The sequence below is a fragment of the Bythopirellula goksoeyrii genome (genome assembly GCF_008065115.1).
Lineage (GTDB): Bacteria > Planctomycetota > Planctomycetia > Pirellulales > Lacipirellulaceae > Bythopirellula > Bythopirellula goksoeyrii.
Map to the genome: position 1 here is coordinate 5,959,383 of NZ_CP042913.1, position 14,684 is coordinate 5,974,066.

16 protein-coding genes are annotated in these 14,684 nt (G+C 53.0%); 5 read left to right on the plus strand and 11 right to left on the minus strand.

The genetic code is table 11. The features are described from left to right. Positions 1-96 precede the first annotated feature (96 nt). The 3 genes from Pr1d_RS23560 to lepB are packed head-to-tail and all read left to right on the plus strand — an operon-like array spanning position 97 to position 1,851. On the plus strand, positions 97-639 hold the full coding sequence (locus Pr1d_RS23560) for an RNA polymerase sigma factor (protein WP_168205454.1): 543 nt from the start codon (positions 97-99) through the stop codon (positions 637-639). Next, a complete protein-coding gene (locus Pr1d_RS23565) occupies positions 636-902 on the plus strand; it encodes a hypothetical protein (RefSeq protein ID WP_148075818.1) in 267 nt (88 codons plus the stop codon). The genes Pr1d_RS23560 and Pr1d_RS23565 overlap by 4 nt, the downstream gene beginning before the upstream one ends. A gap of 10 nt (positions 903-912) precedes the next feature. After that, complete coding sequence (lepB, locus tag Pr1d_RS23570; RefSeq protein ID WP_148075819.1) at positions 913-1,851, plus strand: signal peptidase I; 939 nt, start codon at positions 913-915, stop codon at positions 1,849-1,851. Here lepB and Pr1d_RS23575 read toward each other — a convergent pair. From Pr1d_RS23575 to Pr1d_RS23585, 3 genes are all read right to left on the minus strand, one after another. Beyond that, positions 1,848-2,651 carry a hypothetical protein gene (locus Pr1d_RS23575; RefSeq protein ID WP_148075820.1) on the minus strand — a complete coding sequence of 268 codons (804 nt, stop codon included), beginning with the start codon at positions 2,649-2,651 and terminating at the stop codon, positions 1,848-1,850. The two genes, lepB and Pr1d_RS23575, sit on opposite strands and share 4 nt — an antisense overlap. 125 nt (positions 2,652-2,776) lie before the next feature. After that, positions 2,777-3,232: a hypothetical protein gene (locus Pr1d_RS23580; RefSeq protein ID WP_148075821.1), complete on the minus strand. Its 456-nt coding sequence runs from the start codon at positions 3,230-3,232 to the stop codon at positions 2,777-2,779. Continuing rightward, a complete protein-coding gene (locus Pr1d_RS23585; RefSeq protein ID WP_148075822.1) occupies positions 3,232-3,738 on the minus strand; it encodes a hypothetical protein in 507 nt (168 codons plus the stop codon). The genes Pr1d_RS23580 and Pr1d_RS23585 overlap by 1 nt, the downstream gene beginning before the upstream one ends. A 184-nt stretch (positions 3,739-3,922) precedes the next feature. Between Pr1d_RS23585 and Pr1d_RS23590 the strand changes: the two genes are divergently transcribed. Both Pr1d_RS23590 and Pr1d_RS23595 read left to right on the plus strand, forming a co-directional pair. After that, entirely contained in the window at positions 3,923-4,369 is a 447-nt protein-coding gene (locus Pr1d_RS23590; protein ID WP_148075823.1) for a hypothetical protein, read from the plus strand. Positions 4,370-4,658: 289 nt separating this feature from the next. Beyond that, positions 4,659-6,143 (plus strand): Gfo/Idh/MocA family protein, encoded by a 1,485-nt coding sequence (locus Pr1d_RS23595; RefSeq protein ID WP_148075824.1) that lies wholly within the window; start codon positions 4,659-4,661, stop codon positions 6,141-6,143. Between the two features lie 70 nt (positions 6,144-6,213). On the opposite strand, the gene Pr1d_RS23600 is transcribed toward Pr1d_RS23595, so the two are convergent. The 8 genes from Pr1d_RS23600 to Pr1d_RS23635 all read right to left on the minus strand — a co-directional run bounded on the left by Pr1d_RS23600 (position 6,214) and on the right by Pr1d_RS23635 (position 14,605). Next, on the minus strand, positions 6,214-7,743 hold the full coding sequence (locus Pr1d_RS23600; RefSeq protein WP_168205455.1) for an anti-sigma factor family protein: 1,530 nt from the start codon (positions 7,741-7,743) through the stop codon (positions 6,214-6,216). 101 nt (positions 7,744-7,844) lie between these two features. Then, positions 7,845-8,498 (minus strand): RNA polymerase sigma factor, encoded by a 654-nt coding sequence (locus tag Pr1d_RS23605; protein WP_210417818.1) that lies wholly within the window; start codon positions 8,496-8,498, stop codon positions 7,845-7,847. Positions 8,499-8,622: 124 nt separating this feature from the next. Further along, complete coding sequence (locus Pr1d_RS23610) at positions 8,623-9,393, minus strand: Ig-like domain-containing protein (protein WP_148075826.1); 771 nt, start codon at positions 9,391-9,393, stop codon at positions 8,623-8,625. Positions 9,394-9,408: 15 nt separating this feature from the next. Beyond that, the gene (locus Pr1d_RS23615; RefSeq protein ID WP_148075827.1) at positions 9,409-10,083 is read right to left on the minus strand and encodes a hypothetical protein; all 675 of its coding nucleotides are present in this window, start codon (positions 10,081-10,083) and stop codon (positions 9,409-9,411) included. Between the two features lie 463 nt (positions 10,084-10,546). Further along, positions 10,547-11,233, minus strand: coding sequence for a PEP-CTERM sorting domain-containing protein (locus tag Pr1d_RS23620; protein ID WP_148075828.1), 687 nt, complete (start codon positions 11,231-11,233; stop codon positions 10,547-10,549). 349 nt (positions 11,234-11,582) lie between these two features. After that, entirely contained in the window at positions 11,583-11,786 is a 204-nt protein-coding gene (locus Pr1d_RS23625; RefSeq protein WP_148075829.1) for a hypothetical protein, read from the minus strand. 44 nt (positions 11,787-11,830) lie between these two features. Then, positions 11,831-13,459, minus strand: coding sequence for a DUF7453 family protein (locus Pr1d_RS23630; RefSeq protein WP_148075830.1), 1,629 nt, complete (start codon positions 13,457-13,459; stop codon positions 11,831-11,833). Between the two features lie 237 nt (positions 13,460-13,696). Continuing rightward, positions 13,697-14,605, minus strand: coding sequence for a sugar phosphate isomerase/epimerase family protein (locus Pr1d_RS23635; protein WP_238476580.1), 909 nt, complete (start codon positions 14,603-14,605; stop codon positions 13,697-13,699). Positions 14,606-14,684 lie beyond the last annotated feature (79 nt).

Sequence of the window (14,684 nt, forward strand, 5' to 3'; positions counted from 1 at the left end):
CTCTGAAGAATCTGATAAAGCATGGAACTTTCCCCGCCTCGAGCTGTATAACACTTCAGATACCGCAATTAGCAAGAAAAACTGAGATTGCAGCACGTGGAAATTGAAGATCGAGAGCTGGTGGAGCGAGTGCTTGCTGGACAAACGGAAAACTTTCGCGAGCTTGTCGACCGTCATCAGCAACCGATCTTTCGCTTCGCTAAAGGGTTTTTGGGGAATCGGGAGGACGCTCAGGATGTTACGCAAGAAGCTTTAGTTGCCGCGTTTTCCAATTTGTCCGGTTACGATTCTTCACGCGCTGCCTTCTCGACTTGGCTGTTCACCATTGTTCGTAACCGCTGCATCAATTTGCTCAAACAGAGTCGACCGATCGCATTGAAAGAACTGGATTCGATCGCAGACGTCCCGTCGGCGGATCAAATAGCTAGCCGAGAGTTTTCACAACAACTCGATCGAGCGTTGGCAGCGTTGCCGGTGGAACAACGATCAGCTTTCGTTCTGGCCGAAATCGAAGAATTGCCTTATGCCGAGATTGCTCGGATAGAGCGAACATCTCTAGGAACCGTGAAATCCCGTATCCATCGAGCAAAACAACGACTTCAGTCCCTGCTGAAGTCCGCAATGAGGGAGTCGAAATGACAGATACACCCTATGAAGATGAACCATACGAACGGTGGCTTGTGGAATGTCGCGAGGTCACGCCACCTGCGACATTGGCGGTTCAAATCATGTGCCAAGTTGCGGAATTGGACCGCCAGCGCCAAGACATTTGGTGGTTGCGTTTGTTTCAGCGGATCGAATACTCGCGGGCTGCTCGTTGGGCCGTGTGCGGTGGAGCGTTAGCCGTTGGCGGATTGCCATTTGTCATTCTAGCACACGTTGCCCAGTTTGTGACATTTTGAGGAGATTAGTATGGCCAGTGATATGACATCGCGACGTGTACCTTGGGTTGCATTGGCGCTCTCGTTCTTATCTCCGGGAGTGGGCCACATATACTGTGGACGGATTGCCAAGGGACTTCCGCTCTACTTTGCGTGGCTCCTCGTGCCACTCTGTGCAGTTTTAGCAGCGCTGGTGCCCCCCTCAGTAACAGTTCTCATGTTGCTATTGCTGCTGCCTGCTGTCGCTGTCCTTCTCGTGTACCTGTACGCAGCCATCGATGCGTGGCGACTCGCTTCTCAGATCGGTTCGGACTATTCTCTCCGTGATTACAATCACGCCGGAGTTTACTGGCTCCTCATTGTCGTCCAACTGATTTACTCGATCGGCCTGATAGTTGGAATGCGCGGTTTCGTCTACGAGGCGTATTTGATTCCAGCGAGCAGCATGAGTCCTACCATCCTCAATGGGGATCGCATCCTCGCCAGAAAACTGTTGCCGGCAAATTACTTTCCCGAACGCGGCGATTTGATCGTGTTTCGCAATCCAACACCGTCGATCGCCGACGCATTCGTCAAACGGGTTGTTGCGGTAGCCGGTGACCACATCGAGATCCGTGGCGAGCGATTGCTCATCAATGGCAAGGAACTGGAAAGAGATCGTGTTCCTGATGAGATCCTAAAGTTTCTTGGCAAACAACTAAGCGGGCGAGTCGAATTTGAAGTGAACTCTGGTCATCGTTATTTGGTTGCCTACGGTGACTATTCAGAAGGTGGACGCGCAGAGGGTGATTTTGATGCGACAATACCGGAACGCCATGTTTTTGTGCTAGGTGACAACCGCGATCGCTCAAACGACAGCCGACATTTTGGATCGATTCCAGTCGGAGATATCGTTGGCTACGTCGACTACATCTACTGGCCATCCGAATCCTGGTCACGTTTTGGTGTCCTAAACGACCGGTTGCCTTAGTTTGCCACAACTACTTTATCGATCGCACTGCGGAGCAGAAAGTGGATTTCGCCATCTGCTACGTAGAGATTGTCCAGTCGAAGAACCCCTTCGTCAGGTATTACGTTTATCGTGAGCTTTGGTCGCTCGCCGTCGATATTCAGCTTGATGCCATGTGGTAGAACTGGATTGGTCCGCATGTACTGTTTCAGAACTGTCATGATGGGTAAGGGTAGCCTGCCGACGCGGGCGGCGTGCAAGTCGAAAGTCAGGTCGGTCGGGTTCGTCTTTTCAAACTCAAAGTCACAAGACAACACGACTTCGGCCACAGGCGTAGCCAAGGTGAACGCGAATCGGATCATATCCGCTTGCAGCGAAACATGTGGTCGCCGCAATTCTCCACTATCCTTGCCCACCTCCTTACTCAGCAGTGCGTTGATATGCCGTTCAGTCAACGAAACCGCAAACGTATCCTGTGTCACACCCGGCGAGCTAAGCATTCTCTTTAAAGCAGCAGGTACACTGCGCTGCGCATGCTGTTGATCTTCTGCCAACTCGGCAAACGCATTTTCGGGTAAAGCTTGCAACTTCTGAAAGTCCGATGCGTTCAGTTTAAGGAATATCTCCATTGAACTGACAATCTGCTCCATTTCTTTCAGCGCGGCTTCGTTATCGGCCCCATCCACGGGCTTGGCGATGGCCGATGCGTAGAAACTGGGTGCCGAGCAAGCTAGCACACAACAAACGGCCACCGTCCCAAATACGAACATCGCTACTAGTACACAAAACAGAATGCAGCGTTTGAGGAGCTTGAATATCATGAGATCAGGGCAATATTGTGCGTTTGAGGGAACAAGCGAGAAAGGCTCCAGCCCCTTTGACGACAGCGGACCCCTCGCCTGTGTAGCGGGCAGTATGTTTTGGAATCGCTTCGCCCTGCGGCGGCTTACTCGGTTGAATACGTGAAATCGGCGAGCAAGATATCCTCGGCTTGGACGCCTTTCAGGACGCGGTTGATTCGGTAGAGAATCTGTTTGCGCAAGCGAAGTAATTCAGGGTCGAGATAGTCTCCTAGCTCTGCCACACGAATTGCGACGATGACCTGCTCTCGGAGGCGATGTTGCCAGTGTTGGAGGGCGGAGACGATCGCGGGGTCGGTCCCTGGGGCAAACGTCAGGTGCATGCCGAAGGTCACTTTGGAGGTTTGGTTGCGAGTCGGCTCCAGATTCTTGACCTCCAAGAGACCCAGGTCCAGCTTGGGGATGACCGTTACCTCAGGGGCTGGTGAAGCATCGGTATTCTGCTCCTGAGGTGGTGCGTCTTCGGCCACTGCGAATGGGCACAGCAGTAATAATACGAGTCCTGTTGTGATGGCAATCAAACGATATCGATTCTGTGGCATTAGATCGGTTCCCAACTGAAGTCGACAAAGGTGAGTTGACGCACTCGTTCGTCCCCCAGGATGGGGCGCACCGCGTCGATCATGCGTGACTTGAGCGTTGCCCAACGACTGTCTTCCAACTCCTCTCGCGTCGCCTTGCGGCAGACGGTGATGATAGTATCGTCGAGCATCCCTCGGTGGCGCTCGGCTGCCGCCAAAACGGTCTTAGCGTCCGCCGGATCGACGATAGCGACGAGTTGGAATCGCAAGTGGACCCAGAGTGTATTCGCCTCTTCGCGAGAATTGCCTTTCAATGGCAACGCACTGGCAATTCCATAGGTACCGACGGGAACTTCCCTCACCTGCTCGAGGGTCCGCTCGACTTCAAGTTCGTCGAGGTAAACATCAAGCTGCGATTTTTCTTCGCCGCCGCAACCTACCAAGAGTACACAGGCAAACACCATGACGGCAGTCACGATGCACTTCCCGCAGAAACAGGTGCCGATTAAGAGAAATTTGTTAGTCATGGTATTGAGTGGTTTTGTTGTTGATTCTCTTCCCAAGCATAGGACACGCGCACTGTGGTTTGTGACCTATAGTTCTGCAGAGCAATTACGTATTCAGATTCTGCTGGGAACGATTCTGACGGTTGGATCGTTGATGACTCTCGTTCTGATTCTTTAGCCGCAAAGAAGCGAACTGCAAAACTCCATGTCTCTATTTTTGTCATCTCGACTGGTGGCGCTCATTGCCCTCGCAATGTGCGTTACGCTGCCTGGCTGTTACGATGCCAAAGCGCTGATTGACGCTCGGCGGGAAGTCGCCATTCGTGCGAAGTTGGTCGAGGTCGACTTGGGTGCCTATCGAGTCACTTTGCCGAAGCCCTTTACGGAGCTAGAACGAGCCGAGGTGAATTTCCATGCTTTTGGCCAGATTGCTCATCGAGATCTGCAGAAAGCCAAGAAAACGTTGGATGAGGTTGCTCCGGACCTGCGACACCGGCTCTTGCTCGCCGTAAGGCAGATGAGAATGTCCGAGATCGCCGACCCTTCACTGGATTTACTTCGTACGAGTATTGCCGAAGCTGTCAACGAAATGGTCGAGGGGGACCCCGTCAAGTCGGTGGGATTCTATAGCTTTACCTTCTCGAACTACTGAACGATTGTCTTTCGGCTTGTTTCTTGCCCAATTCTGCCCATTTTCATCTAGAGGGAAGAAATCCTCGGCTGCTGGATTGCGAACCAGCAAGATCCGACTGCTTTTTTTCTGGACCGACTTTATATTCAGCGTCGTTGGGCATAGAATCAGAAGAGTATCTCATTAGCCTTTTCGCCTCCCGGTGAAATCAATGGATCTGCTCCTTCTGACTTATATACGCTAGGCACCATGCGCCAGCTTGCGTAGCAATCGTTTTACCTTCAACCTGCAAATAGAGAGACCCTCCCCCATGGCACAAGAGAGTCAAGTTACTCGTCGAGATTTTATCCAAAAGGGCGCCACAGGCGCTGCGGTGCTTGGTGCTGCTAGTACGTTTGCGGCACCAGCATCGGCCCAAGCGGCGGGCGCCAACCAACGGCTGCGAATTGGATTCATTGGTCCCGGCGGACGCGGATTGTCTGGCCATGTCCTCCCTCTTGCCAAGCTCCGTGAAGATGGTGCGTCGATTGATCTGGTTGCTGTGAATGACGTGTATACCCATCAGGCAGATAAGGTGGCGAACACAATCAAAGAAAAAACGGGGACTTCGCCAAAACGGTACGACGATTATCGTGATCTTTTGGCCGACAAGGATATCGATGCGGTATGCATCGGCACTCCCGACCATTGGCACGCTAAGCAAACAATCGATGCCATGAAGGCAGGAAAGCATGTTTATTGCGAAAAGCCGATGACTCATACCATCGAAGAAGCCTTCGATGTGGTGAATACGTGGAAGGACACCGGCAAGGTGATGCAGGTAGGTGTGCAGTCGACCGCCCTGCCCGTATGGGGAGAAGCAAACGAAGTGCTCAAGAGTGGTGAACTTGGCAAAGTTCTCATGTTCCAAACGGAATACTTCCGCAATTCGGACATGGGTCAATGGCGATACTATCCACTGCACAAGGAGATGACACCACAGACGATTAATTGGAAGTCCTGGCTCGGAGTTGATGAAGGCCTCGCCCCGGACATGCCATTTGATCGGGCCATTTATGCTCAATGGCGACGGTTCTGGCCATTTGGCTCTGGCATGTACACCGACTTGTTTGTTCACCGCACAACTTCTATGCTCAAGGCGACCGGCCTGCGTTTCCCACGGCGAGTTGTGGGGGCCGGGGGTATTTACTTGGAATACGACGGTCGCGACGTGCCAGATGTGGCAACCGTTGTTGCCGACTACGATGAGGGGGTCCAAGGATTGATCACAGCGACGATGTCGTGTGCAGACACTCCCATCAAGCAGTTAATTCGCGGGCACTTTGGTTCCCTCGTGTTTGGCAACGGGGAAGAGTTCGCAGGCTTTGACTTCGAGGCCGAACGTCCTCAGGTCACCCACGATAGCAGCATCAAGAACAAGCGATACGAAGTGGGCAAGATCAATAACACGACCGAAGCACACCAGAAAAACTTCGTCGATTGCTGCCTGGCGGGAACTCCAGATAAAGTAAATTGCTCGCCTGAACTAGGTGCAGCAGCAATCGTGACGGTCTCCCTGGGATCTCGCAGCTACCGTGAAGGGAAAGTATTCCACTTTGACCCTGAAACGAGCACGGTCAGCGACGGCAATGCCGACTGGGCCAAGAAGTGGGAAAAGATTTCCCACGAACGGGGAAACCCACACCACATCGCTGGCTGGAATGCTGGCGACAAGGGGAGCAAGTTGGTTGACCCTGAGTATCAGCGTCTCGAAGGACCTTGGGTCGACGGTCGAGACCCAGTGGCTTCGCTGTAGGCTGTTTTGGCTCTTGAATCTTCCGTCTGGCCGGGGAGCTTACCCTCCCTGGCCCTGAGAAGACATTCGATCAGAATCCGCCTTCTGGGCGAGGAGGCGGATCTCTTGGCCTAAGGTCCTCACCTTGACGCGGCGGATGTCCGAAACCTGGTCGATCCTCTGGTGGTCCGCCCCGACCCCCTCGCGGCGGACCGCGTCTGTCTCGATCGCCTCTGGGAGGAGGCCCCGGTCCCAGGCGGTCGCGCCCTGGAGGCCCCTGACGATCTCGCGCCGCACGAAAATCGTCGTCGCTTGGCAATTCACCCCGCAAATAGAGCGATTTGAGTTGCTGCTCCATGCGTTCACGTGGTTGAGCTAGTAGGCGTTCTCGCGTGGCTGCATCGAGTTCCTCAGCGAAGTATCGTTCCAATTCCTCTTGTGAAATCCCATCAAAACGACGGCGTTTACCTGGCCCACGCTCGCGTTTATCACGCTCTGTAAGATCCCTCATCCAGCGGCGAAGTTGAGTCTGCTGTTGGTTTAAGGAGAGTTTCTCAAACTGTATTTTGCTTTCCGGCGAAAGTAATTCGACGGTCTTGCTCCGCCACTCGTCCCGGGAAGGTCCGATCTGGCGAAAAACCATGTACCTTCTTTCCTCCACACCAGCAGAATTAAATTGGTCACGCTCTTCACTTGTCATATTATTAATAAGCCGAGAACGTATCTCAAAAAAAGCCAGGCGAAGTTGCCGAGTCTCTTCTGCTGAAAGTTCGATCCAGTTGTTCTCGCCTTCACGAAGCTGGATATTTACGATTTCGCTCACCCGCTTGTCGAGTGGCATTTCTCGTAGTTCAAATTGCTGGCTGGCGGAGAGTGTATTGAGCCATGACTGATAAGCAAGCAATGTTTCGACGAGTTGGTCGCGGTCTTCTGCCATGACTACGTCTTTGTGTAAGTCTCGTAGACGGGATTGTTCCTTCGCCGAGACCGCCAGAAAATGATTGTACCGCCCCCGCAAGGCTGTCCGTTCTTCATCTTCCTCACTGGAAAGCCATTGTGGGCGATCGGTGTCCGAAGCGATCTCATTGAACTCCTGCACTCGGTCTGCTAGATCGGCTTCCGATAGATCCGTTGCCCACGGTGTGCCCCCCAGTTCGCTACGGAGTTTTCGCAGAAAAGCGACGTCTTGGAATTGGGAATAGATGTCGATGTATTCAATTGCCGGCAAATCAGTAAGCAAGGTGCGATTGGGATTCTCGCGGACTAGTTGCACGCCTAACCAACCCAACGCCGCTGCCGCCGCTGCCATTAGTGCTTTGGCAAGCCACTGATTACGTTGGTGAATGGGTTGGGCAATTGTTCGAGCCGAGACTTCGTGCTGGGCAGCATCCACCACCATTTCCATTGTGGTCTGAGAGAACTTGTCATCCACCGTCACCCCCGGCAATGCATCCAGAGCCCCCCAGGCTCGATCAATGCTTTGCACTTCTTGGCGAAAGGCATCATCGTCGGCAAGCTGCCGCTGGACAATCGCCTCATCCTCAGGCGATAGCTCGCCATCGAGATAGGCGACGATTTGCTCCAGGCGACTTGGATCGTGGTTGGTGGGTGGGTTGTTCATTGAACTACTTGAGGGCGTTCGAGAATTCATTTTGCTGTCATTTCGAGGTACTCCGAGAAATCTGGCTTGATCCCTCAGAGTACTTCGGGATGACATACTTCCTATTCACTCTCTCTCGGCGTATCAATCTTCGTTCCCTGCTCCAAGTAAGGCTCAAGCACCTGGCGGAGGTTTCCACGGGCGCGCGACAAAAGCGATTTCACTGCCGCTGGGGTAAGTTCCATCACCTCGGCGATTTCTTCGTAACTCATGTGTTCGAATTTGTTGAGCAGCACCGCCATCCTTTGCCGATCATTCAATGCCGCGACGGCCATTTGCACCACTTGGCTCAACTCGGCCTTGTCCAACTGGCGGGTTGGCATCAAACCGCTTGCTTCGAGGGCAGCCTGATCGAGGGGATTACCCGTGAACTCGCCTGAATCCTGGGCGACAAGATTTACCTCACGACGCCGCGCCAGTCCGCGACGCGAATTCGATGCTACATTGTTGGCGATTGTGTACAGCCAAGTCGAAAACTTCGCTCCCGGCACATAGCGTTTTCTTGAGCGATAGACCCGCATAAAAATATCTTGGGCAAGGTCCTCGGCCAAATCCCGCTTGCCGACCAAGTGCGTCATTAGCGACACGACCCGATCCTGATAGCGCAGCATCAGCTCCTCAAACGCTTCCGCGTCGTCCTGCTGCACGCGCAGCATCAGCCGCACGTCAGGATCTTGCGCGGTGTAGCGTGCTGCGGTGGACTGGCTGATGGCCAATGGGAGGCTCCGCGAAGGGAATGATGGGGTTAGCTCTTATTATAGACGAAAAGCCTGCGGATCTTGAAACCCCGGTAAGTGGTTCAGGTTTCGCGCTTGCGAGAAACTTCCTGACTCTAAAGCCTCATTTGCCTTCTCCGGTCTTGAAACTATAAGCCACCGGTTCAACGGGCACGCCCGATTTGGACTGGAAGTTGATGTGCGACCTGCTGTTGATTCCCAGTTGATACTCGTGATTCGGCTTGAGAATCACAGGAAGAATGCAGGTCTTCCCATTGGAAGACCATTTGGCCTTTTTTCCTTCAGGCAATTCTGGAAACTTGTCTCCTCCACCCATCCAACTCATCCCCTTACTCATGGGTACGTTGAATGTAACTCGCAACGCCTTGGTTTTAGGATCAACGTCGGTCGCGCCATTCTCAGGAACCATCTTGACTATTTGCGGCATACCAGTCGTGGAGAAATAGATGACCGTAGGCGGCACTGGCTCATCTTCTTCACTGCGGAAGTTTTGATAGCTTGTGGAGTTGATTCCCACGCGGTACTTTTTGCCAGCCTTGAGTTTTACCGGCAATACACAGGTTCGTTTATCACGCCAATGTGCTTCAGCGCCCTTCGGAACCTCGGGAAAGAGAGGCGGTCCGCCGGTCCAGCTCATGCCCTGCTGCATGTCGCGGTCGAAGGTGATCGTGATCTCCGATTTCTTGGGATCGACACCAGCAGCGCCGATATCAGGGGATGTTGCCACGACCCACGCGGGAAGCTCGTTGGGCGGATCGTCAGTTTCGTTGGTCGCACTGGTGACGTCCGTCATCGGTACGTAAGCGAGTATCACACCCAATAAAGTTGCGTACCACCAGGTTTTGTTGCGTGTTTGAGCAAATTGATAATTCATAATTTCCTCCAAGTCTTATGACGGATCAATGCTGACCTCTGAGTTTGTCACGGGAAAACATTGTGCCAGCAACGGGATCGGAGCGCAGATCGACCAACACACATAGTTATGAACTACCCAAAACCAATTCATGAATGGCGAACGGAGAGATCGGTCGGAAAGATGCTTCGGATACCTAACTTTATGAAACTGGGCATTGTCGTAGGCGATCCGTAGATCTTGGATTGAGCTAAAGGGAAACACGATTGCAGCGTAGGGACCGCATTCTCCTGAAGGGCGACGTAAAAAGGACAATATAATCGAACCGATTCCCAGTGGAATGAAGTAGAGGTAAAGGTGTGCCCCGATGCCCGTCTGGGCGGCGATCAATCCGCAGCAAAGCAGCAGAACAACTGCGATGATTTGAGAGCAATTCCAATATCGCGTTTTTGTAAAGCGAACTGTGGAGTTCGACTCAAGCAGCAATAGCAGCCGTTGGAAGTAGTTCCATTCTGGCTTAGTGAGCACCACAAGATGGTCTTCGCAATCGTCGTAGTGATACCAGACCGCGTCGGCAACGTACATCACGGCATCGTCACCCGAAACGCGAAACTCGTCCAAGGCCTCGTCAAACTCAAAAGCCGTGAGCTGTTCACTAAGGTAACTGCGAATCAAGGCAGCAAGATCGTTTCGAGCAGTGCGATCGATCATGTAAATCGCTCCGGCAGTGACATAGACGAATCAAGTGCTATGAGGATAGTATCTCCCAACCGAATGCCGCTGACAAGAGACCGCTAGCGTAGCTGCAATTGTGATTGAAATTGAGTTCCTCCACCAGAAAAACCTACCAGCAGCAAATTTTTCGGCGGCTCCAATATCCGGACAAACGATCACTGCCAAGCATCTGCCGGATCACATTCGAGCCACAATACAAGACTGAGCAGAAGCAACACCCCGACTTTTTGAGATCTGGCCAATCGGTTGCCTCACCTAGATTTCGTCTCGCAATAAAGAAGGCTAACTCACTGCGACTCAAGGGATAAATGCGCGTCAGGGTACCTGGAACTTCGTTCCGCCGCATCATTAAGAAAACTCGAGCCAGAGATGCTTCCTCGAAATTCACATCTCTGACTCAAGTTGCAGCTATTAATTGGAAATCGGCAAGGGATGGAGATCAACGGGTCCTGCGAATGGCGAAGCCCCCAAGAACGCCAACTCCTAGAAGCAGGGCGGCAGTTGGCTCAGGGACTGCGACTGCTTCTACACGGGCCACTCCCACAGGCGTGCCCTGTAGATTCGTCGATGCCAGGGCATTGTCCACGAGGAACGTCCCAAGCTCAGGAGAGACCAACAGATTACCGTCGACCGTGAGGCTTGTCACTTGCGGATTGGCGCCGGTGACCTCAATGTCGAAAAGCGCTACAGGTGCCGGCACTACGCCGCTCACATTATTGGCAACAAAGAACCCGCTTGCTAAACCACCCAGCGTACCGGTACGGCCTGCATCGAACCCGATTGTAAAGTCGCCAATCTCGATCGTGTCCGTGTTAAAGAGCACACTACCAGAGTGCTCGATGGTGCCCATAAAACTTCCACCAGCAGGAAAAGTTGTCGCATCATACTCAAATGTTGTAGGCAGCGACCCATCACGGGCATTGATGGGAAAAGCGACCGAGTCAGGAATAGATCCAGGACTGATCACTTCTGGGGAAACACTCGATAAATCCAATCCGGCCGCTGAGCTGAGTGTGTCAAAGTCTATAGCCACATTCGTTTGACCTCCCACCACCAGTGACTGGCTAAAGGCCGTCTGACAGTTCACCAATAGGAAGCCTGCCAAAAGATACATACCAACGCGCATAGTAAGTCTCCTCTGTGTGAAAGTTTGCCTGAATAAGCCATCTGACGAGGGAACCGCTCCCGCAAAAACTACAGGCACGATAAAACCGATACGCTCACTCACGGTTAACTGTCAGGCAAGAATTTCATCACAAATTCTCATATTGTCAGACGAGGCGAAAAAGCTTTTCGCGACAATTTGAATAGCCTCTACGGCGCGCAACTTATCACAGGCTTTTGACTTACAAACAAAGAATGCTGTCGAGAACACGGAACTGAGTCGCCTGGTAACTTCATGTAGCACTAATCCACTGCGACAAAATGTCACGTTCTTAAGTCGGCATCCTCAATCAGACCGTTCAGTAGAAAGCCTACAACAAGCTATCCAACAGCAACCGCATCTTGCGCATTTCGGCGCGGTGGTCTTGGCCCTCGATTGGGGGCATGTGGATCGAGAGGGCCCGGTCGTAGCCGACTTGTTCGAGTTGCGAGATGAGTTTGCCGTAGTCGATCTCGCCTTGGCCGACGCGGACGTGGAGATCGCTGTTGGTGGAATCACTGACATCAAGACACAATTGCCTTTTAAATGTTGGAATTAAATGGAGAGGCTAGACGTGATTCACAGCCCCCGGCGGAAGCAGGTGAACAGGCCCCCACCGGCGAGCGCTAAGTATGTGATAGCCCCCGGCTCGGGAACGGGAGACCAGATGGCGATGCCGCGACGATAGTCCTCAAGAAAGAACTGGAAAGCCACTTGACCTCGCTCATTGAATCCCAGCTTTTCGGTGCCGTGAAAATTAAAATCAACGATAGTGCTGCCGAGTAGAGGATCGCCCACTCGCGCTACGGGGACAAGACCAAGTTCGTCATCGTAAAAAACTATAGCTCGGTCTCCGTTTCTGCTTTCGCGAGGGATGTTCTGACCACCTAGAAATACGGCACCAAATACGACCTGCCCAGCATCGTTGATGGCAGGATGGTAAAACTCTCTATACGTCCCATCACCATCGGGCGCGAGCTGCCCATGGCGGGCAATTTGCTCCAGAGTGACTCCGTCACCGCGCACGATTCCCCTATCAGTGAAGCCGAGGCTACTGTCAATAAATCCAGCTCGAAATGCTACCTGTCCCGAGTTATTGAGGGACCTAGGAGTGCTGAATGTTCCGAAGCTGCCGTTCCCATCGGGGGCAGGCTGTCCTCTACGAGCAATTGTCGTTAATGAGCTGCCATCGCTCAAAAACACACCACCACCGTCGTTAAGGCCATCCACGGTACCGGTCACATATGCCGAAAATGCTACTTGGCCCATCTCATTAAGTGCCGGAGCAGCGAGGCCCAAAGTCTGGCCATAAACGAGGTCGCCATTGCCATCGGGAGCTGGCTGACCCGAGCGGACGATCTGGATTAGTTTGTCACCGTCTCCCAGCAGGAGGGCTTCGTCACCGCCAATGCCGTCAGGGGTGGGTGTAATTGCGACCCCGAAAGCTACCTGTCCTAATGCATTGAGAGAACTTCCATGGAAGGTAGTAGTTCTACCAATGATCCCATTGCCATCCGGAGCGGCTTGGCCCGTGCGGGCAATTTGGGTCAGGACATTTCCATCGTTGCGATAGACACCAACGTCAGATGTAAGGCTGCTATTTGAACCGATAAGTGTAGCCGCGAAGGCAACTTGTCCCGCGTCGTTGATGTCGGGAATAGATACGTAGGAAAGTATTCCGTTGCCGTCGGGACTGGGTTGGCCCGCACGGGCTATCTGCGTCAGCGTATTGCCATTACCTACGACGATTCCACTATCTTCGCTGCTGCCTCCATGACTGCCAATATAGCTGGTGCGAAGCGCCACTTTGCCTGTGTTGTTGAGAGAACCATTGAGAATGGGAAAGTTCAGATCGATGAAGTCATCAAGTATTCCGTTGCCGTCGGGAGCAGACTGCCCCTCGCGCGCGACTTGGGCCAGTGTATTGCCATCACTTAGGAGGGTGGCGTTATCTGAAGGGTTCCCCCCCATTCCATTGGAAATGAATCCTGAAAAAGCCGCTTGGCCTATGTCATTGAGCTTTGGCAACGTCAGGCCAATAACAATAATTCCATTACCATCGGGGGCGGGATCGAGGGTAACGGCCACGACCTTGGTATTCGACCCCGCATTGGCCGCTGCCGAAGTCCCCAGGGTGACCATTACCACAACTGCAAGAGGAAGAGCGAACAGTAATGCGCCCCGCAGAATGCCTTTGATACTTCTCATGTACTCGTTCCTTTCAAAAGGAACACCGAGCGAAAGCAATGCCCTCTAGCCCGCGCGGCGGATCATTTCTGACCAGCCAATGAAATGTCGCCTTCGTTCTGTTCCGTGTTGTGCGAAGAACCGCAGCGGCTATGCTTCCAAGCGTTGATAGATAATAGCAGCGCTACCTCTGTTCTGCACACGAGCCTCATTTAGCCTATTCGATAGCGGTGAGAATAGCAAGTATTTCAGATCCACCTACAACAAGCTATCCAACAACAACCGCATCTTACGCATTTCGGCCCGGTGGTCTTGGCCCTCTATCGGGGGCATGTGGATTGAGAGGGCCCGGTCGTAGCCGACTTGTTCGAGTTGCGAGATGAGTTTGCCGTAGTCGATTTCGCCTTGGCCGACGCGGACGTGGAGATCGCTCTTGGTGGAATCGCGAAGATGCACGTGATAGACGTAGGGCATCACCTTGGAATAGTCGCGGCCTTGACGCGGGCCGGAGGTGTAATGCGAAGGGTCGAGGGCCAAGCCGAGACCTTTGACGTTGTCGCACAGGACGACGGCTGTGTCGGGGTCCTCGGTCATCGTGCCGATCTCAGTTTTCATCGCGACGAGGCAACCTTCGAGCGAGGCGAGTCGCACGAGGTCACGGAGTCGTTCAATCTCTTCGTTAAACGGGGTGCCCAATTCGGCAGCGGGAACTACCAACGGAACAACCCGCTGTGACTTGGCAAGCTTGCAGCAGGCATTGAAGCGGTCGTAGTAGTCGCCGCCCCAAGGGCCCGGATCGACCGAGAAGGCGGCGATCGCCAAGCGACTCGTATCGCGGACAACTTCGACTGACTTGTCGAATTCTGCTAGCACGGTAGAAGGCTTTCCCCAAGAGATGCCTTCTTCGTGAAGAGGAAGTTCGACGGACGAAAACTCCAAATCGACCAACAGGGGGAGGACATCCTCCTGAGGAATTTCGGGAAAACACTCTGCCGCTGCACAAACTATCAAGCCGCTAACTCCTTTACCCGAGGGATAATGCGCGTCCAAATCGACGATTCGTACCGGATACTGTAACGGCAATCGGGGCCAGCTGGCAACATTAAATGACCAACGTCCAATGATCAATGTCCAAATAGACGCTGTGACTCGCGTTTTTCTAGGCATTGGTCATTGGACATTCGTGATTGGTCATTCTTACTCGCACATTTCCCTGCCTCGTTGTCTCTGAAAACCAGGGCAGTAG